A 20,769-nucleotide genomic window follows, 5' to 3' on the forward strand; every position below is an offset into this window, starting at 1 on the left:
TTTGATATGAAAGTATTTACAGTAAAATTGACCATTGTCGGTATATCAGTTGTCATGTGTATGGCTATAGCCGCTGTTATCCGTTTCAATTGGGAAGAAAAAACTGTGCGTGCTTCGATAACGCCTGTTGATATCCACTTGGGTGAAAGTATCACACTTAAAGATAGCACAGCCGGTGCGACAGCATGGTTATGGGAATTAGGCAATGGGGATACGTTGTCCGTGCGTTCAGCCACTTATACTTTTCCTGAAGCGGGGAAATATCAGGTAAGGCTTTTGGTTAACAATTCCATTTCCGCCAAATTCGTTGTGAATGTGCATGCGTTTCATACTGATGGGAGAGAGGAAAAACCAGTGAAAATTATAGCTCCGGATATAGCTATTCAGGGAGAGTTCATCATATTCAAGGGAGAAGGTGAATCGAAAGAGTGGCGTTGGGAATTCGGGGAATCCGGAATCATAGATTCCAGGGACAAGAATGCCATTTATGCATATATGCAGCCCGGCACTTATGAGGTGCAGCTTTCTACCGAAGATACCCGATATCCGGTCAGGCATACGCTGGAAGTGCTTCCCCGGTATGAGAATAATGACACGGTCGATGTTTTAGGAGCCATCGGAGAAGATATAAGGATCAAGTTGCAGGCGGTGGCGGACGGAGAACCGTTTACCGAGAATTACCATTATGTTCTGGATAATTATTTGTGTTCTAATCCGGATGCCATGGTCATAGTGAATGGAAAGCTGCGCAATGATTTTTACTCTTATTGCCAGGGGTTGAAGATAATAGGACTGAAAACAACCGTTATTGAGCATGTTTCCGTTACTATTGACCCTCAAGAGGAACAGTGTATCAACAAATTAAACATCACACAATATGAATCGGAAGAATAACCCAATCCGGAAAATACTCAGAGTCCGGATATCACTGCTTTTGTATACTACCATTGTCATGCTGGCTTCCTGCGCTCCGGTGAACCGTTTTACCCGTTTGAAGAAGGTTCCCGGCGAATATGCCCGAAATTATGAGATAGGCGGGATAAAGATGGAACAGAAATTCCTGGAGCATGCCACTCCCTGGATTGTATTTTCTGCTAAAGATGGGAATATGTCTCATAACTATCCCGGCGGAAGAATCAGACGTAAAGAATTCGGATTTTTAGAACCTTTCTTTGTTATAAAAGAAAAGGGCAAGCATATTGCCGTGGTGAAATATTCTCCTGATTTGGCAGAAGGTTTAAAACTGAAAGAGCGTAAAAATGCTAAATACTATGGTTGGATACGTAAATCGGACTTATTACTCCGTCAGGAATCTGAAACAGACGTATATACTGGATTGAAAAACAAATATATCATAACGCTTACGGATACAGCGGCAGTCAATCATTCTTCCTCCTGTTTGTCAACTGATTCCGCTTATGTTTTTGCCGATCCCGACTTGACAATCAGAAGAGGGGGGATTCCCGTTTATTCGATTGTCTATTTGCTTAAAAAATCGGAAAAGGGAAACTCCGGACTTATTTCATCAGCACCGGAGATATATGCAGACAGCGTTGCAGGACAGGTGTTGGGGTGGATTAGTACAGATTTGTTGCAGAAGAAAGGTGCCCGGCTTCATGGGAAATTATATCCTTCCCCGGTTGATGCCCCCTCTTTAAAATATGTTCCGGTTCTTTCTATGAAACATCAGCAGGATTCGACTGTGCTACAGGTTTGCCGGTCAATTCCGGTTATCGACAGGAGTGCAAATTTTATCCTTAATACAAAAGGGGGACGCATTACCTATCCACGCTATGAACAGTTACAAACAGACTTGAAGAAAATTAATATAGTTTTTGCTGTAGAAGGACAGAAGGAGATGCAGGCTGAGTTTCCCGGTATGGTGAATGTCATACAGAACCTGGTTCAAACTCTTCGGGAGAATCCGGACGGATTTGGGTATCGTATCGGTGTCTGTACTCCTTTTCGAAAGAACGGGAATCGGTCCGAATCTCCTTTTGTGGTACAGCCATGCACGGATTATATTTCTTTTATGGATTCGTTGTCCGAGGTAGCTTTACATATAAACAACTTCAGCGTGCAGGAAGAACAAGTGTGGTCAACTTTGCATAAGAGTGTCGATATGCTTGAAAAGTATAAGAATGAGACTAATATAATAGTGTTTGTCGGGACGAAAGGGTATGGCGGAGAGTCTCCTTCGCTATCGCTGGCGAAGAAAACAGCAGGGAACAATTGCAGGATATTGGCTTTCCAATTGTATGCAGGTGAGAAATTTACCTATGATAACTTTGTACTCCAGATGAAAAATCTCATTACCCTGTCGGCAGACAGTATCTCCGAAAAGAAAAAAGAAATGCTGGTATCTGCTGTCCATTTGCGTGAAAAGAATAGTTGGAGACAAGGACATAAAAACATCTATAGCCTCGATTTTCCGGATGCAAGCATGTCTCAGGGCTGGTTGTTGTTTCCTGAAAAGGAGAAGAAGATGACTTGGGATAAATTGTCATTTTCCACAGACACTTTGATAAGTCAGATAAAGCAGGATAATAGTATGTTATTGCATGAGTTGGATAAAGCCTTTATGAGTATGGGAAACTCTAAAACAATATTCAGTTCCGCTGCAGCTTCATACTTGAACATTCGCAATGACAATTTGCCTGCAAGTCTGCTGAATTGTTTTGCATATAGTTCTCCTTTGTTATTTATACCCGGGCAATTTCGGTATTCATCCGGAAATATGCCTGAATATTTCCTTCTGCTGAACAAAGAGGAAATGGATAATTTGCGTTCTTTTATAGAAGGATTGTCTTCTTTTGAAGTCGATTATGTGGAAGAAGCCTCTTTTTATCTTCCTACCGGAAAAATCCGTAAACAATTGTGCAGATATCTTTTTAGGAAAGTGAATGAGAATAGATTGTGCGGGATGAGTAAGAAGCGGGTAGGAGAGATGAAACTGGCGGACATCCTGTCTGTGATAACGGGATGTCCTGCCAGTCTTTCTTTTCCGGTAAATCCTACATTGGAAGAATTGAAAAAGAAATGGGTTGTTACAGATGAACTTTTAGATGCCATGCTACAATATATAGCATCCAAAAAGCGACTTTTGGACACCGGATATAAGAAAGAGAGTTTTATATCCAACGGACAGTCTTATTATTGGCTCCGGTGTGATATGTTGCCTTGAAATCCATCATATAACTGTGACACCCGTTTAGTCTTCCGGCCAGTCCTCTTCATAATGTGCATTTCCTACACTGATTTTCTGTGCGCTGATGACAAACCGGGTAGTCATAGGATGAACGCCTATACTGTTCAAGGCTTCCTCAAAGTCAGTGATATAACCGTTGTCCCATTTCAATTCCTTCATTTTTGCATCTTCGTCACCTTTCTTGAAGGTGATAGTGCCGGAGTGGGGCTTAAACTGGTTGGTCATATTCTCTAAAATAATAGAATCGGGAGTAGATTCTATATGTATATAAATTTTGCCCCCGTAGATAGGAGATGCAGGTCTCCCTTTCGAGTCTACGTCCCTGGTGAATTTATAACTGCAATCCAACACGTCCCATGTTTTACCTTTGAAATTTAATTGTCCTTTAAATGCCATAATTTTTCATTTTTTAGTTAATAAGAATTTTAGTTTGATATTCTATTTCTTCAAAAAGAAGAAACGTTAATTCTGTTGCAATGTTAGTGAAAAAGAAGCATATATAATTTATCTATTTTATTAAATATATTATACATATTCAAGAGATGTCACAAATGTGCATTGATATCCAGAAAAGCATCTGTTTTTTCATTTTCGTTTATTTTGAATATGTCTTCCGAAGGTAACATATTTAATTGTTTTTCTATCATAATATCAGCTTCGAATAGCATTTTGGTAATCTCATCCAACAATTTTACGCATTTCCCACCCGGCAGAAATTCTTTTATCCTTTCAGAAGGAATATTGTTTACTTGCAATATATAATCTTTCTGATTGTTGATGTAATATTCGTTGCGGATAAAACTGAAATCCAGCCGTTCCCTTTCCGCAGACGGCAGTTGTGGAGAGGTTTGCCTTACTTTAACGGGGAGCAGTTTGACCGGTAATTTAAGAATGGAAGTCAAAGCCTGTTCTATTTCTTCATTATTTCCACGTATGTGATGTATACGGAGTAAGATATGAATAAATAGCCATCCTTCATCGGCTTCCAATAGTTCTATGATTGGCCATTGTCCGGCGAATAAATCAATAAAATTCCTGTACCGGCTGCTTTTATCGAGTTGATGTTCCCATAAGTGCATTTGTATTCTTATGGCATCTATCTCATTTTCAAAAAGAGAGAATACGCGGCGTATTTCCTCTTCTTCTATCCTTACGCTGTTAATTTCCTGTTTAATCTGCTTTATGTTGGCAGGGGTATTTAAGGAATGAGGGTTATCGAAAAAAAGATTTTCCGGTAATATGTCGACTAGCCCTTCTCTGTTGACTTTGATTTCGATATACTCTTCTTCCAGTCTGTTCAAGGTATATTTTTTCTCAATTGATTCAATTTCCTTTGCAATTTTCGCACGATTGCTTCCTGTTCGTACTATACGTATGCCGGTGTCGGTTGATATTCCGTTTTCAATCATCAGAGCCGCCGCAAATTCAGCCAGATAGTCGGTGGACAAGCTATTGTGATGACAAATGGCTTTTAAGTCAGAGTTATTTTTCATTTTCAATCTCCTGTTTATCTGTCAGAAAAATACGGTAATGGAAACTCGATGGAGAACGTGATACCAGTTTATTCCTCAAGTCTTCCAATATGGAAGAATCTACGTCTCCCTGTATTTTCAGATAAATATCGATACTTCTTATTAATCCTTCTTGTGGAAATTCACTTTTTACAAATCCTTTTTTTACATCTATAGATATAAGTATGCCATCCAGTTCTTTCCGGCAATAATCAATAATATCATATTCGGTGAAGATCCGGTCTCTGCTTGTCAGCAAATACTTGTATGCTGTAAGGCTTTCTCTTGATTTTTGTATATTTTTTCCTCCTCTTGTTGTTGTGAGGAACATTGCATTATTGTCAATAAATGCCGATTCGGCCAGAAGGTTCAGAGGAGTGCCTGATAAGATGTTATTGGCGGCTTCGCACAAAGTAGTCCAATAGGAAACATATAGAATGTCTGTGTTTTTAAGTGCGTCTACTATCAGATACGAATGAGGGGCTACCGTAGCGTCTATCTTCGAGAAAATTTTGTTTATGGATTCAAATATCTCATGTATTTGGGACATTTGTGTGACGAGCATGTTTTTATTGGCGGTGGGTAGCAGAGCGCTGTGATCATAAATCAAGTTCATCTGGCGATATAATGAATCTTTCAGCTCGCTGGAATTCAGTCGTTCGCATCCACCGTGTTTTATTGTATATACACCTTCTTCCCGGTTTTCTTCCGTCACTCGGGGTATGCTTCGGTACACTCTGTTCAAAGAGTCCGATACTTCTGATACAGAGAGAAAATGATGGCCGGGTTTCAACTCCAAGGGGATGATTGTTGCCGGGTTTCCGGTCTCGGCAGTCAACGTGTTCAAATATTTATTTTCCACAACCACAGCGTTGATATAAATTTCCATACCTTCGATTGCGTCCGTGTCGAACTGTAGCGGGAGTTCCATTTTGAACCAGTACAGCTTTTGTTTCTGTTCCCGGCAAAGCTCTTCAGGATAAACATCTTCCAGTTCGGCAGGCAAATAGCGGCGTTCGACTTCATCAAGCGAACGATTCCAGCCGACAGAATAGAATTGATTGGCATAACATGCCAGTATGTCTTTTCTGATTGTGATATCCGTATCATAGATCTCAAATATATCGTGTGTACCGATATTGTAAAGCAAGTCAGGTTTACAAATAAGTGGGACCCCTTCGATACTCCATTTGGCATAACTCAGAAGTGAGTATAATTTCTGCCGGTCTTTTCGTGCCGGAAGATTAAAAAAGAAAGTGAGCGTATCCATATTATCCAGGTTCGACGCTAAATCAACCCCTATCCACAAAATCCGGATTATAGGTTCAGTCTTCGGGAGATAGCTGTGGGCAATATGATTTTTTGTCATATTCTCATCAATTTCGTAGATATTTCCCAAGTGTAAAATCCGGCGGACATCTCCGGCATGGATAGTAGTATCCTTAACAGGATAAAAGGTGACAGCATTGCTTTTTCTTTCGTGGGTTGACTCGCAAAACACGCCTGTTTCTGTTGTAATCATATGCCTGCTTCTTTGCGAACGCATATGTACGATGCCGTGGGCCGGCATATGACAGATTGATAAGTCCGGAATCAGTATCCGGGCTATTTTATCCAACATTCTGCGATTACCTTCTTCAATCTCTTGGGAGATGGAAAATAATTCGGATGCCAATCCTTCCAGCAAGAGTTTAATCAAGGGGTCAAGATTTTCTATTTTCTTGATTCCCAGATAACTCATTGCATGTTTATACATGCGGTTGATAATATTTTCTTTCGAGTTCATTCAGGACAATCTTATAGAAAAATAACTTCCCGGGAACATTTCCTGCAGTACATCCCGGATAAAAGCAAAATGCCGGTGCCGTATTTCGTTTCCTACATTCATCATGCTCTCAGCATCTTCGTGCAGTGCACGGTTTTTGAATGTCAGATGCTTGAAATCATATTGGGCGAAACCATCTTCCTCGATTATGATATGTTGCGGATCAATTTCCACATATTCGTCTCCGGTGTAGAATTCCGTGCCGTTATTGCCGATTGCGTGGCCAAATTCATGAGCAACTGCGCACTGATCTCGTACTTTTGTGTAAATTATTCCGTGTCTTGCATACGCGGAATACCCTCGATTAGAATAGAGATCAAAGTCATTGAGATAAATACGTCTTCCTTCCCATTCGACTCCTGTCGAGTTGGCAGAACTGTCCGGATTATTCTTTACTACAATAACATTCCAATGCTCCCCGCATGTCACAGTTTCTACTTTGAAATTAATATTGAATTCTTTTTTACCATAAGACCGGTTAAAGCTGTTGCCTTGGTTGGTATTCACAATTGCGTACGCTTTTTCGTTCCAGCACATATAAATCAAATCCTTGATTCCTGACCTTACAATTTTTTTAGCATTTTCAGTCCAGTCATATCCGGTCACACTTTCAAAAATGTATTTCCATCTTTGTACTACCGTGATTTCCATTGTATCTGTATCCAGAATCACATCCATCCATTTGGTTTCTCCTATTTGTCTCATGCTATCATCGTATTTTATTTTTCATATTGCGCTTTGAGCTGTTTCCTTAACAATGCCGGCGGCACTCCGAATTGTTTTTTACAGAACTTGTTGAAGTGAGCCGGAGAGGAAAAACCGAACTCATCAGATATGGTGGCTATATCCGTGTTTTCCGTTATTAATCTGAATTTTATACTGCAGCTTTTCCTCTTTTGCATCCATTGATAGGCCGGCACTCCAAAATTGACAAGGAATTTATTCCGGAAATCCGATAGGTTATAACCTGTCAAACGGGCAAGTTCACTTACATTTTTAGCTTTTGGATATTGCTCCAAAACGATTTGCCTAAAGTCGATATTGTGCGTAATTAACGGATAAAAAAAATGCAATATTTCTTGTTTTGTATAACATGCACGTAACAGGATGAACAATTCCTGCTGTTTCTCTTCATGCAGGTGAGGGCAGTTAATCCCCTTTTGAAGATATCGTACCAACAACAGGACATAGTCTTTTAGCAGCTCATGTATACTTACCGCTCTTAATGTATAGCTCATCTCTTCAGTTTTTTCCGCCAATTTCTGGAATGTATATTTATCGCACTGGTTTCTGAACCTGTCAAAAGTGAAAACTATCATTTGTGACGCTGATAACACCTTATAACTGCAATTGGAATTATTCGGAAGAAAAATCATCTCTTCCTTATGTACAAGGATGTTTTCAAATTGGTCGCAGGTGATTGACAATTGTCCGGTGATAACAAAGATTATATGATTATTTTCTTTATTAGCCTGGATAGATGTCTCTCCTTCCTTCAGTTCCCAATAGGTGAAGCCATTAATAAATTCGGGAAGATAATTTACACACGGAGTAAATTGAGGAGCGGTAAATATAGTCATGCTCAAGATTCTTTAGTCAAATAATAGCCTAAATCACCGGAGTTGCAATAATATCATCTCCTGTTTCCCAAGGTGATATTTCTATGCTTCCACTGATAATTTGCCCTACTCCTTGCAGCTTGATAGTGTAGATATGATTTCTCACCATTGAGGGAACTTTGGCATTTACTTCCACATCAATCCCGTTATATTTCCCAAAAACGCTGATCTCAGCTTCTTTCGCCCCATTTTCATATGCGTAGAACACCTCTGAATTTTCAGCATCAGACACTCCGCCGACGAGAGGGGTACTGTATCTCTTTGTATAAATCACTCCGGCAGCATCAGCCGGGATGGTGGAAGGTGTATCGGAGAAAAGAAAAGTCCGGTCTGCTCCACCCGTAAATCTGATACTGTCGATACTCATCTTATTGTCAGTTCCCGGATTAATGTCGATGCGGGCAACACTACGGATTAGAGAAATATCTACCCTTTCACTGGTGTTACTGCCCACAGAAGCTTTCGCATATAAAAATACCGGCGGTGGAGTAGTTGTGTCCGTGCTGCCGGTGACTTTCAGCAGTTCCGTTTCCGAAAATGTATTTTCATCTACGGTCAGGGCAGAATGGTTTGCAAGGAAATACAGTGTTTTCTGTTTATCCGCCGGCAGTGAAAGTTGAAAATTATCGGTGCTGACATCAATATTCTCAAATTTCCTGAGATAGTTTCCGTTGCTAAAAGCATAAGCATGTAGCGAACTGACAATTCCACCGGTTTTGTCGTCTGCACGGAGCGGAAGATTGAACTTGAACAAATCGTTGCCCGCTTTTTGGGGTACAGTAGTAGAAAAAGTATCTTCCTGTGAACAGGAAGTACATAGCGCTCCGGCAAAGGCGAGCACTATTAATAGATTTTTTTTCATCATTTCAATTTTTATTTATTAGGGTTTATATAATAGTTTTTGTATGTACGTTTCCTGCAGTAATTTCTCCCCCTTCCTGCCAGCCTTCGGTTTTTATACTCCCTTCTATAATCTGACCGACAGGTTTCAACGTAATCGTGTATAAATAATTGCGGTAAATATTCGGTATGTCGAGGTCAATCCGGCTGTTCACTCCGTTGTAACGTCCATATACCGATACGTTTGCAGTCTCCATGCCATTCTCGTAAACATAAAATAGGCCCTTCAGTGTTTCTCCCGTTCTTCTTGCAGGCGAAGAAGCAAACCTTCTGGTGTAAGTCGTGAACCGAGTGTTTTCGGGAGTAGAATGTTCGGAATGTGGAAATAAATAGCTGCGATCCGCAACATTGCTGATGGTGATGCTGTCTATCTCCAGCAATGGGTTATCACCGGTGCTCAGGTCTATTCTCGAAGCGCTTCGAGTGAAAGAAAGCTCTTCCCGAATGCTTCCGGTTGTAGCGGATTTGAATGAAGAAGTCATGAAATATTTATCGGGCGATTCTGTAGTCTGTGAAGTACTCCGGTTTATCAAATCGGCTTCAGTGGCAACCTCATTATCCGGTATATTCGGATAGTTAGCCAAAAAATAGACACTGCCGATTTCCTGGGTTGCATCAAGTGCCAGCCGGATCATTCCCTCCTGGTTCATCTCTATCCTCTTGAAATGTCGGATACTCTTTCCTTTGTTATTAAAAATATAAGCATCCAGCGTATTGACTACATCGTTACTTTCGTTATTACCGCTTCCTGTGAGGGATGGTATCTGTATCTGAAAGCTATAAATATTGTCTTTTTCGGGGCATGCTTCTTCAGACATGCAGGAAGAAAGAATGGCAATGGTTAAAGCGGTAATGAATATTCTATTTATTTTTTTCATTTATTCTTAGTTTAATGGACAAGAATTTATTTACTGTTCATATCTTTGATACACCTGACATAGGCATATGATTTTTTACTTATTTCGCTGAGTTTGACGCTTTTTATGGGAGTCTCGGCCTGTATCAGGTTTCCGTAATATATGCTCATTGCCTGTCCGTCCTTCCGTTCGTCGTCAGCACACCATAACCGGAAACCTTGTTCGAATTTCGGGTCTTCGGGAGACGGGCTGATGGATGATTTTGTCCCACCATAAGGAATATACATACATCCGCCTCCGGCTCCTGCAAGTTTCAGAAATTTGGCTACGCCGCTTACGCCGTTTATTTTGACAGTGTCGTTGCTGGCGATTACTTCACTTGCGGTAATCCGTTCCCCATTATAATCCCATGAACCGGGAACTCCCGAACCGTTACCGAGTAATTGGAATAATTCCGTCGCGGTCGGTATGCGGTACCCTTCGGGGCAAGGTGTGTTTTTCGCTTCCATCCACGGTAAATCAACAGTTTGATTCCCCTGGTTGTCCACTCCCGATTCCCATGGGACATATATATAATTGCGTCCGTACTGAAACATGCCTCCCAGCGTATTCAGCCATTCATGCTTATACATCCCTTCCACGTCATATCCTTTCATCGGATAAATCTGGTCGTCCGGGGTGCGCGACCGTGCGTTAAAATTCATCCATGTCCTTCCGCCCAAAGTGACTTCGCGGATGTATAGTGGCGGGCATCCTACTATCAGAGAGATATTGTTTGTCGAATGCTGCCTGAGAACACTTTTTACGTTCAGTGTAGTCATATAGGGCAATGTGTTGTCTCCCTGGCCTTTTACATGGATATGGTATTTGGTTAGTATCCTATCATCTTCTCTCCGTACTTCAGGCAAGCTTGTCTGTAAGTTGGACAATTCGTCTATGACAGACTCAAAATCTACAGCGCTCTCTGCCATGAAAGCAAGTGTGATGTCACCGCCGGTATAAGGTACATCGAGTGACTGTCTTGAATCCGACACGACAGTTCCTGCCGGAAAAACAGAGTGTTCCATATCTATCAATAACTTTTCGTCCGCATGTGCGGCTGTATTTACCGTATCCGTCTGTGTCCATTCGTCAATGCTGAAAAAACCGGTCACTTCAGTACCTGCGTTCATAACTTTGAGGGTATATTTCGTATTTCTTGAAACTTGAGGCAGTGAAGCTTTGAACGATAGCGGAATACCGTCATATTCGCCTTCTACGCTGAAAATCACGGGAGTGTTGCTTTCGTATATTCTGAATATGTTCTCTTTCTTTCCGCCTGCCGGAGGAGTAAATTCGTAAGTTCGAGCCACTTTCGAAGTGGAACTTGCCGGATGTTCCTGTGAAAAAAGCAGGGTAGAAGCGGGCACATTCTCTATATGGATGCTGCTGATGCGAAGCAGGTCGGAAGAAGTAGCATCCATGTCTATCTGCGCCACCCCGATAGAAAGTGGTATGCGGTAGGCAGAATTGTCCGTTCTGAGCAAGCTGCCTGTATAAAAATCGACAGGATATTCGGATTCTTCGGTACGGATTGCCAAAAACTCGTCCAATGTTGTTTTGCCTGTTGCCACGGCTGCCAGCCCGGCGGGTTCCGTCTCACCGGAAAAAAAGAAAACACGTGCGTTAGGGGGAACGGACAGGCGGAATGGGGAAACCAGCCCGTGCCCTGTTTTGTACAACATATTATCTTTGAAGGTATAGTAGCTTATTTCCCTGTCGGACGTTTCCCCGAGCCGGTCACTGATTTGAAAAAGCGCGGTTCCGTCTGATGATGTCATTTCTTCGTCCGTTTGTCCTTTACATGCCGACAGTATAACCAAAATGAGCATGATGGCTAAATAGCCATTTTTATTAATATAAGTTCTCTTCATACTACGCTGATTCTTTATTTAGGTAAATCGGAAACAATATCTTGAAGCACCGGCAAATCACCCATGTAGCATAATTCCTGGAATCTATCCATGCAAAATGGAGGCCACAGGCTTTCTCCACCATTCTCAGTTAGAGTCATATTGCTGTTGTGGCCATATCCTAAACCGTGTCCAAATTCATGAAAAAATGCAATGCGTGCCTGGCGGCTCACCCGATCCATGTAAAAAAATGTATAGTATTCCTGATACATTGAAATGCGATAGAAATTAACCGTAAGCCCTTCAGCGAGAATATTATATTCAAGAATGCCAAATTCAAATTTCTCTTTAGAAAATAACTTGTTCATTAAGGCTGTTTTATTTATTGGGATACGCATGTCATCATACAGTCCATTAAGTTTGTCCAATTCCGATTGGAAATAGTCGGTGGAAAACATATAGGCCACGTTTACAGCCAGAGCACAGATATGTCGGGCTATGTCAGGTGTCATTTTAAGTACTTTAGGGCTCAATTCCGTATCTGCACTTGCTTTCTGAAAGCCTATTTCCCAATGGCATTTGATAGTTTTTATTTTTTGGATGTATGGGGAGTCGGAATAAACTATCTTCAATTCGCAATTGCTCATGGACAAGTCTTCCTGAGCGGGAATCCATACTTGTTCTCCGTCTTCCCCTGTAAATTTGCATTGCTTGAACATTACCGGTATATCTATTTTCGACTCTTGGAACGGATGGATGATGCCATAATGCGCTAATAAAAAATACTTGTCGCCATATTTCTTGAATTTAATCCATATTTCAGTATCTCTCAGTTCCACCGGTGCAAAAAGTCTGGTAACCAGTTTTTTATCAGGTGTGTCAATACTGACGTTGAGAGGTTCGTCCACTTTGAACCGTCTGGTGGTAATCATGGATGCAGGTTCGCTTTCCATAAACATTATACTGCTGTTGTCTGCCGTGTAGCTGGATTCATTTACTTTTATCTCTCCGTAACTTTCCTCGCTATGCGAATATGCCAACCGAATTGTAGATATAAATCCTGGGATGATGTCGAGATGGTTGAAACGATATTCTACTATAGACGTTTCCATACTGTCTATCGCGATCTTTTGAGTAATCCGCACTACACCGGAAAGTTCTTTGCCCGGAAGTGAAAAAAAAGCCCTGCTTCGGGTGATATCTATCGGTGCAAGTATATCCTCTCCATCATATGTGCCGTTTCCCAGCATTACGTTGCTGACTTTGGCTTCCGCATCGGGCACAATTTCTATTTTCTGGATAAGTTGTTCCAATTGCGAACTGTCGAAACTCAAAAGCACTTCGACACGCCCTGTCAGCCGGGGAAGCCTGACTTCCATTGTCTGATTGGAGACGTCCGAACTAACAGTGAAGCCCACCTTCTTGTACAAATAGTCCTTCTCAAACGGAATTCCTGTGTGCGAATGGGCGATCCAGGGTTGCGTCACATCTTCGGGAACAGTACTGTCCGGTGAAATATCTTCTGTTGTAGCCATGAAGTATGCGATGTAATTGCCGGGCTCGATACCTTCAACATATAATTTGTCCGTATTCGTCCCTCTTAAGTGGAAGGTACGGTTTATATTTCCCTTCCCGTCATGGATAACACACCACACTTGTTTGATTTCTTGCGGAGTATCAGCTATGCTCCGGTTCAAAGGCGCTTCCTCCACAGAAGAGCTTAGAGAATGAATGGTAAAACAAACCGTTCCCCGCCCGTTCGTCAATTTGTTTTTCATGTCGTCTGTCTCTTCCGTACAGCAACTGCACAGAAGTACCAGCATACTAATCTGGAAAAATAGTTTATATGGATAATTCATACATATATATTAATTAGGAATCCAATCCGTTTTCATGCATCTTGCATACGCATATGCTTCTTTGTCAAGTTTAAACTCATAATCGGGAACAATATGCGGTCCGTCGCTGAACGTCAACTTATAGGCGTAAGCGGTATTGGCGCCGAAACTGTCGGAAGCCCATAAACATAAGCTGTTTCCCAAATCGGGTGCATCCGTTGTGTATCCCGCTGTTTCCTTCATCCCGGCCAATGGGAAATAAAGTACAGGTCCGAATTTACTCTTTACTTCCAAATATCTGGGGACTGCGTTTTTTCCGCCGCTACTTACTGTTCCGCCGGCGGCTACCAACATCCTTGAGGTGATTTCGTCACCATAACATATCCATTTGCCGGGAATTACGCCTTTTCCTTCGTCTCCGCATAAAAGAAATTGCAGTTCGGTGTGTGTAGGTAGCCGATAACCCGGTGGACAGGGATTTTCTGTCCATTGTATCATGTCCCCCCGTGATTCCAGCCAGTTATTCTCGTACAGGTCTTTCGCTTCGCCATATCCGTATGTTTCGGGAAACACTTGCTCATAGATACTCTGGGAAGAGGTGCAGTTGAAAGACATCCAAGTCATGGCTCCAATGAATACATCACGGATTTTATAAGGGAACGGACATACATTCAATGTTATTTTTCCGAACACGTCCTGTCCTTCCTTCGATGTGCTTTTAAAATTGAGCGTCACGCAAGACACCAGTTCGGAAGTATTGGGTGTAAATATAATCTCGTAGCTGGTGAGGTATTTTCCGTCCGATATATTCACTTCGGGTGAACTGATGCTTTTGGGGAGCCCTTCCATGGATTCCAGCCGTAGCGGGTTGTCTGTTGAAAAGGCAAGTTTCATTTTTACTTCCTCGTCTCTGGTTATTATATCCGCGGTTGTTTTTGAAGAGTTTAATGAGATGTTTGATGTCAATACAGAATGTTCTGTATCTATTTTGATTCCCGCCTCTTCACCTTCGGAAGCGATAATTTCATTTCCCGTTTTCCAGTTTTCAATAAGTATATTGCTAATCACGTTCATACCGTCCGACTGAATCCTTATTTTGTATATTTTGTTTCTTTTAATCTGTTTGACGGGAGTGGATATAGTGACAGGTGCATCGCCATACGTGCCTTCCATGATAAAGGTGACAGGCGTGTCCGACTCGTAAATTCTGAATATGTCTTCCGCTTTTCCGGTTTCGGGAGTTTCAAATGTGAAGGAATATGCACAATTCCCGGTGCTATGCGACAGAGTTTCGGAAGCGAAGAAAGAAGTCGTTTCCGCGCAAGTACGTGTGTAGATGCGGTTAATTTTGATTCCTGCGGCTTCGCTGGCATCCAAATCGATCCGGGACAGGCTCGATTCCATCACAATATTGAATGACGGATTAGAGATGTCGGGACTTATCTTTGCGCTGTAAAAAGCGGAGGGGGCACGTGTCGATGAGTGTGCTTCCGCGACAGGCGTATGGTAGGACAGAAATTCATCACGAGTCGTAATCCCCTCATTCATTTCTGCCAGTCGGGTTGGTTCAGCTATGTTGGCAAGGAAATAAAGCTCAATATTGGCAGGTATGTCGAATGTTGTACTTCCGTCTGCGGAAAGAGTTATGCCTGTATATCTTTTGTAAAATATTCCTTTCTTGAATAAATAGCAATTAATATTTGTCAGGCCGGTGTCTTTTTCCGTACGGGATGTCAGGCGGAACCGGCATGAGGCGAAACCGCCTGTTCCGCTGGCTGCCTCTTCCGTGTTGGTGCAGGAAATCGGTAACATGAACAGAGTAAAGCCGTTAATTAGAAGTATAAGCGAATACTTAAACATCTTTCTTGATTGGAAAAATCTCATACTTGATACACGTTTTATATTGAATTTGTTTAAAATGTTCATTTGATAAAACTTTTATTCACAAAAGTATGGCATTTCTTTATACTACTTGTTCTCAAAATCTCCACTTGTTTTATGTTTCTTTCCTGTGTGATGCGTTTTTTTTATTGAAGAAAAAAGAGAAATTACTCCAAGGGTTATGAGTAACTTCTCTTTTGAAGAAAAAGAGACAATTATCTGTCGCAGACCATTGTCTTTCAGTGGGAAATTAAGGGCGAATGTATAGGGGCTACTTACGCCCGGCAAAAAAACGTTTTAGTGAGAGCTATTGCGTTTTTTTGTTTGATTGTCAGATTTCTCTGATAATATTATTTATTTACTAAAATTTACGGTTGCAAATGTAGCGTGTTTTTATTATTTGCTTGTTACCGAAATTTCCATTTGTTTTATGTTTTCTTCCGGAATATCGTTTTCTTTCCCTCATTATTAATATTTGTTCGGGTTGACATTCGAATTGAGGATTGTTTTTACGGGAACAGGCAACTTCCCTATATTAGCGACATAGAAAGAACCGCTCGTGCCTGCAAAATTGCCATATGTCATTCCGCTGTTGTGGCTATATCCCATGCAGTGTGCCATTTCGTGAAATACGACATGTGCTGCATAAGGAGAATTATAGTGTTCCAGATAAGTGCCCTGATATACGCCTAACGTATATCCGCCACCCAGTCCCAGCACACCGTTACCCGTGTAGATCAGCCCCGTGTTTAATCTCACCAGACTTTCCAGGCGCGGGATAACTGTACTCATGTCTACCTGTGTCTTTCCGTCGTTCCCCGGAACTGTTCCCTGAATCTCCTGCAATTTAGCCGCGTATGTGTCGAGCGTACACATATAAGCTACATTTGTCAAAAGGGCAACCGCTTCTCTGGCATGCACGGGGCGCATTCCCATCCAGTTGCCGTTAGGTCTCCCATCGTCGGTGTCGGGGTTGCCGCCATACGAGTTGAATGTGATATACCATTTTGCCCGGAGCTTTGATATTTTTTGCCAGTACGGATCATCAGAACTAATCTTAAACTGAAGGTCGGGCAAGTCGTCCCACTCCTGCGCCGGCAGATTCACATACCGTCCGGATTCCGTACGATATACAGCTCCTTTCGTCCATGAGGGCAAGTCGAATGTGGCATTGCAGAAAGCCGGAATTGAATCTATGAAAGCAAACTCCACATACTCTTTTACTGACGGCAACCTGGCATACAGGGTTACGTCGGATATGGACACCGGTGAGTAAAAACGCAACTGTAGCCGATTCTCTACAACAGATACTTGAAGGGGGGCATTGACGTAGAAGGAACGTAGCCCGCTATTGTAATATACATCTTTACTTTCACTGTCGGACAATATCGTATAAAAGTTGTCTTCTGTATAAGCGTCTTTTCGGATATAAAGCATTCCCGTATGGTCGTCAGGATGCGTCACGTTGATAGTCACCAGCGAATGCCGGTTGGGCCGGACTGCCACTTTAAAGTCAAACGAATGTTCTATCAATTCTCCCGTATGTCTTTGAGACTTTACATTTATTTTGCCGCTTAGCGTACTTCCTCCTGCAACAGGAAAATAGAGATGTTCATCCCCGTCTTTCGGCAATGAAAAGTTTTCCGTCCTCCGTCCGCCCGTAATTGTACCGTCACCATTCAGGGCTGCGGCGGATGTGCTACCCTCGTCCAGCACTACCTCCACCGAGCTGATGGAGTGGCGTACATACTCGTTGGAGAAGTTCAGGCTGAATTCTACTTTTCCCACTATTCTGTTCAGATCCACATCCTGTCCGGTAATTTTTCCGCCGGACACGGAGAAAGGATGGCGCGCATAGTAATATTCCGCTTCCAACGAGCCGCTCTCAATCCCATTCTGGAAAGTAAGCCAGGGAGAGGATGCGTTCGTGAGTGGATGGATCACGGCACCGTCCGTATCCGAATCACCTTTGACGGCGAGTATCAGCAGTTCATATGCACCGTCACGTAACCCTTCCGCTTTGATTTCCGACAATCCGGCGTTATAAAGGCTTCGGAATCCGGTGACAAGTTCTCCTTCCGTATCTATGATATAGTGTTCAAGCCGGTCAAAACATATTTCCGAACCCGACATACGGGTTACTTCCTGTTCCGTATGTCTTTCGTTCGGAGTGTCTACCGAATATCCGGTTGCATGCAGCCGGAAAGCACCCTCCTGAGATGTTTCGGGATACTCCGGCAATTTGTATTCTTCATTACATGCACTTAATACTAGCAGGAGCAAAAAAAGGCATTTATTTATTATTCGCATGAGTATAATTGTTTTTTCGGATACATTAATCTGTGATGATAAAATCGACCGGGGATTTTATACAACGAATCGCTCTCGTCACATTAGCCGATCGCTGAGTGATTGAAAAATACTCTCCGACCACCAGGGTTGCCCTGTCGGTAGCTATATTGGCAAACAGTTGAAGATTGAAATTTATCGTAGTGTTATTTTCCTGCCAACCGCTGCCAAAAAGAACCAAAGAATTGGGCGTATCGTTTTTCGTGAACTCTATTTTATTCAGAAACAAACGCGGAATAGTGCCGCCATCATATGGGATATTCATCCGGCTATATCGATAGGCCGTCTTGACTATGCCGTTCAAGGTGAAAGTGGAATACTGTTCGGTGCCCTCATTGACGAATGTCGTGGTCCTGAAACCAAATATGGGCAAAATATCATTTTGATAATCGGGCACCTGGTATCCCGGGGGACAATGTTTCGTCGGGTCGGAAAAATTGATAGCCGAGCCTTCGGGCGTCGTATTATAGTTTTCGTAGCCGAAAGCAGTGTCATCACCGCCGATGGTATGTTTCAGTTTCAGTCCCTCAAGGTTCTGGCCTTTATACGCATCTCCCATCAGCCTCATATACTCGTCATCCGGGCAAGTTTTTAAATATGCATACAAATCTGCCTGCTGTGCGACAGGATCGCTTATTTGTATCTGATCCTCAAAACTTCTTGCATTACCTTGCAGATTAAACTTGCACCAGTACTTGCCATCGACCATCACCACAGGCAAACCGTTATTCGGTCTGCTTGCCGGATACGTTTCCGACTTTCCGTTAGCATGGGTCACGATAAAATTTCCTTCCTGCTTTCTTCCATCCGCTTCCGGGTCATTCGGTTTGTATCCGCCCACTATTTTATAGCGCGGCTTCTGGGCATCCCCGGTGTGTGCCGATTCTTCTACCGGCTCTATCTTAATCCAGTTCCCTGTAAATTGCAGGTTGCTGCCGGGTTCCAACTCAACGAATCCGAGATCTCCGTCGGCATACTCTTTCATTTCACAAACCACTTTTCCGTCAAAGAAATCATGAATCCTGCCGGTGAATACAGTCGTGTTTTTTTGGATGACTAGCACGATTCTGTCCCCGTAATATTCCGACAAGTTTTTGTTCCGTACTTCCAGATACACATAGCGTTCTTCGCTACCCGGAGAAGTCAATTTCGTTTCAATATCAAACATGTTTCCTGTCACCACTGCGTCTTCGTCAGTTGCCGGGGTGAGAGGCGCTGCAGGGGTAACCGTCACTTCAGGATCTGCCGCCTCGATGCCTTCCAACTTCACTTCCAGTTCTGTGTCCGCCTCCAGTGCCAGCCGGAACCTTTCTCCATAATAAGGGATATACACCGTATCCCTGCTTTCGCTCACTCTCATGGTTGCGGGCAGTATCGAGTTCGGTACATCCACCTTTATCTTCTGTGACAAGTCCGGAGTGGCCTCAGTCACGTCTCCCTCATTCCATGACTGCACCAGAACCGATAACTGGATGTTTGAACCCACCGCTGTCACTTTCAATTTATACGTATGATTTCTCTTGATAGCGGTAGGCAAGGTAGCTTCCAGTTTGTTTTTCACTCCATTTATCTCTGCCGTAACTTCCACCTGCAATTTCTTTCCCGTCTGCTCATATAGGTAGAATACTCCCTCTTGCCGTTCCGCGATAGGAGTGGAAAACACTTTTTCCAATGAGGCGAGTTTTGTATTCTCCGGCGACTTTACAGGCTCCTGTCCGAACAGGTATACAGATTGTGCCACTGTTTCCACCTTGATTTTGCCGATAGTAATGTTCTCTGCCGGCTCCACATCAAAGCGCGCGAAACCACGGGTCAGATACAATACCGGATTTCCATTCTGCCGTAACTCATCAAGGTCACGATAACCTGACATGATCCAGGTAGCACCCTGCTCCGGCAACGGATCGGAAGCGAAGACTAACTTCTTAAAATCATTTTCATAAAAAGAGCCCGGAGACGGTTTCACGTCGCTCAATGATGTACCTACATTAGCTACAAAATAAAGACGCCCTTCGGAGTTGACAGGCACCATCATTCCGGTGACAGTGCCTCCCTGACCTACCGATAAATCCGGGAACACCTTCGTCAATACACCATTTTCAAACAGATAACCCGTCAGGTCTTTAATTTGCCCGGCATCCGCCGTTCCGGAGGAATCGCCCTCCGAGTTAGTCATGCGGAGCGTCAACACTCCCGGCTGTTCAGGCTTTGCTTCTTTCTCGTCCGAGGTACACCCGGCTAATAACAGCAGGCATACCGATAGTAATGTCATTTTTTTCATTTGTTGTCAATTATAACGTTTTTTTTGTCTGCAAAGAAAAGCATAAGTTCTTTCTTTCCGTTTGTGCAAAATTCCGTATCTTTTATGTTTCCTTCCTGCAAGCTTGCTTATTTCAGCTATTTTTGCATTTTCCGCTTTTATTCCTTCTCGTTTTCTTTCACTTTTATTCTCCACCTCTGAAACGCTTGCATGAGCGTTTCCTCCCTCACAAGTTCCGCCAGTCCATACTTGTCAACGAAGGTTGCCATTGATTTTTTGAACATCACACCATTATGATACTTATTATGTAATAGGTATGGATAGAGTTCAGTTTTCATTTCCGTCATGATTTCCGTTTCAATCAAGATGCTGTGATCGTATCCGATATAGTTGTATACTAGCGGATTTTTTCCGTATGCAGGGGTTGGAATCACAAAAGTGATGTTGCCTTCCGGGCGATAGGAGACACCTTTGGGGTGAACGGTTGTCAGTTGGTGAATCAGATGGTAAAGGGGCGATATGTGAGAAAGTTGTATGGGTTGTTGGGGATTGAAACTTTGCCCGTGTCGGGCGTACAGGTAAGCAGCCAGATATGGCTTGATGGAAATTGTAACCGTAACCATTGTCTA

The 20,769-nt window shown here is 42.7% G+C and carries 15 protein-coding genes; 2 read left to right on the forward strand and 13 right to left on the reverse strand.

Translation table 11 applies throughout. The features are described 5' to 3' along the window. Positions 1-6 precede the first annotated feature (6 nt). Together BacF7301_RS12175 and tssR are read left to right on the forward strand one after the other, a co-directional pair. The gene (locus BacF7301_RS12175; protein WP_167963138.1) at positions 7-894 is read left to right on the forward strand and encodes a PKD domain-containing protein; all 888 of its coding nucleotides are present in this window, start codon (positions 7-9) and stop codon (positions 892-894) included. Further along, a complete protein-coding gene (tssR, locus tag BacF7301_RS12180) occupies positions 878-3,184 on the forward strand; it encodes a type VI secretion system protein TssR domain-containing protein (RefSeq protein ID WP_167963139.1) in 2,307 nt (768 codons plus the stop codon). Before BacF7301_RS12175 ends, tssR begins: the two co-directional genes overlap by 17 nt. A 27-nt stretch (positions 3,185-3,211) precedes the next feature. On the opposite strand, the gene tssD is transcribed toward tssR, so the two are convergent. The 13 genes from tssD to BacF7301_RS12245 form a co-directional block, all read right to left on the reverse strand. Next, entirely contained in the window at positions 3,212-3,604 is a 393-nt protein-coding gene (gene tssD / locus BacF7301_RS12185) for a type VI secretion system tube protein TssD (RefSeq protein WP_167963140.1), read from the reverse strand. Positions 3,605-3,753: 149 nt separating this feature from the next. Next, a complete protein-coding gene (locus tag BacF7301_RS12190) occupies positions 3,754-4,701 on the reverse strand; it encodes a hypothetical protein (protein ID WP_167963141.1) in 948 nt (315 codons plus the stop codon). Beyond that, positions 4,691-6,505, reverse strand: coding sequence for a type VI secretion system baseplate subunit TssF (locus BacF7301_RS12195; protein WP_167963142.1), 1,815 nt, complete (start codon positions 6,503-6,505; stop codon positions 4,691-4,693). Before BacF7301_RS12195 ends, BacF7301_RS12190 begins: the two co-directional genes overlap by 11 nt. Beyond that, positions 6,506-7,249, reverse strand: a complete 744-nt coding sequence (locus BacF7301_RS12200; RefSeq protein WP_167963143.1) for a hypothetical protein — start codon at positions 7,247-7,249, stop codon at positions 6,506-6,508. It abuts the gene before it with no gap. Positions 7,250-7,263: 14 nt separating this feature from the next. Further along, complete coding sequence (locus BacF7301_RS12205) at positions 7,264-8,124, reverse strand: helix-turn-helix domain-containing protein (RefSeq protein ID WP_167963145.1); 861 nt, start codon at positions 8,122-8,124, stop codon at positions 7,264-7,266. A gap of 28 nt (positions 8,125-8,152) precedes the next feature. Beyond that, a complete protein-coding gene (locus BacF7301_RS12210) occupies positions 8,153-9,028 on the reverse strand; it encodes a FimB/Mfa2 family fimbrial subunit (RefSeq protein ID WP_167963147.1) in 876 nt (291 codons plus the stop codon). Between the two features lie 22 nt (positions 9,029-9,050). Next, on the reverse strand, positions 9,051-9,941 hold the full coding sequence (locus BacF7301_RS12215) for a fimbrial protein (protein WP_167963149.1): 891 nt from the start codon (positions 9,939-9,941) through the stop codon (positions 9,051-9,053). Between the two features lie 26 nt (positions 9,942-9,967). After that, positions 9,968-11,833, reverse strand: a complete 1,866-nt coding sequence (locus tag BacF7301_RS12220) for an FISUMP domain-containing protein (protein WP_167963151.1) — start codon at positions 11,831-11,833, stop codon at positions 9,968-9,970. 14 nt (positions 11,834-11,847) lie between these two features. Then, positions 11,848-13,671, reverse strand: coding sequence for a hypothetical protein (locus tag BacF7301_RS12225; RefSeq protein ID WP_167963153.1), 1,824 nt, complete (start codon positions 13,669-13,671; stop codon positions 11,848-11,850). A 9-nt stretch (positions 13,672-13,680) separates the two neighbouring features. Next, complete coding sequence (locus BacF7301_RS12230) at positions 13,681-15,534, reverse strand: fibrobacter succinogenes major paralogous domain-containing protein (RefSeq protein ID WP_167963155.1); 1,854 nt, start codon at positions 15,532-15,534, stop codon at positions 13,681-13,683. Positions 15,535-15,999: 465 nt separating this feature from the next. Then, positions 16,000-17,841 carry a hypothetical protein gene (locus BacF7301_RS12235; protein WP_167963157.1) on the reverse strand — a complete coding sequence of 614 codons (1,842 nt, stop codon included), beginning with the start codon at positions 17,839-17,841 and terminating at the stop codon, positions 16,000-16,002. A 25-nt stretch (positions 17,842-17,866) separates the two neighbouring features. After that, positions 17,867-20,161, reverse strand: coding sequence for a hypothetical protein (locus BacF7301_RS12240; RefSeq protein WP_167963159.1), 2,295 nt, complete (start codon positions 20,159-20,161; stop codon positions 17,867-17,869). Between the two features lie 137 nt (positions 20,162-20,298). Continuing rightward, a complete protein-coding gene (locus BacF7301_RS12245; RefSeq protein ID WP_167963161.1) occupies positions 20,299-20,763 on the reverse strand; it encodes a hypothetical protein in 465 nt (154 codons plus the stop codon). Positions 20,764-20,769 lie beyond the last annotated feature (6 nt).

It is taken from the genome of Bacteroides faecium (assembly GCF_012113595.1).
Classification (GTDB): domain Bacteria; phylum Bacteroidota; class Bacteroidia; order Bacteroidales; family Bacteroidaceae; genus Bacteroides; species Bacteroides faecium.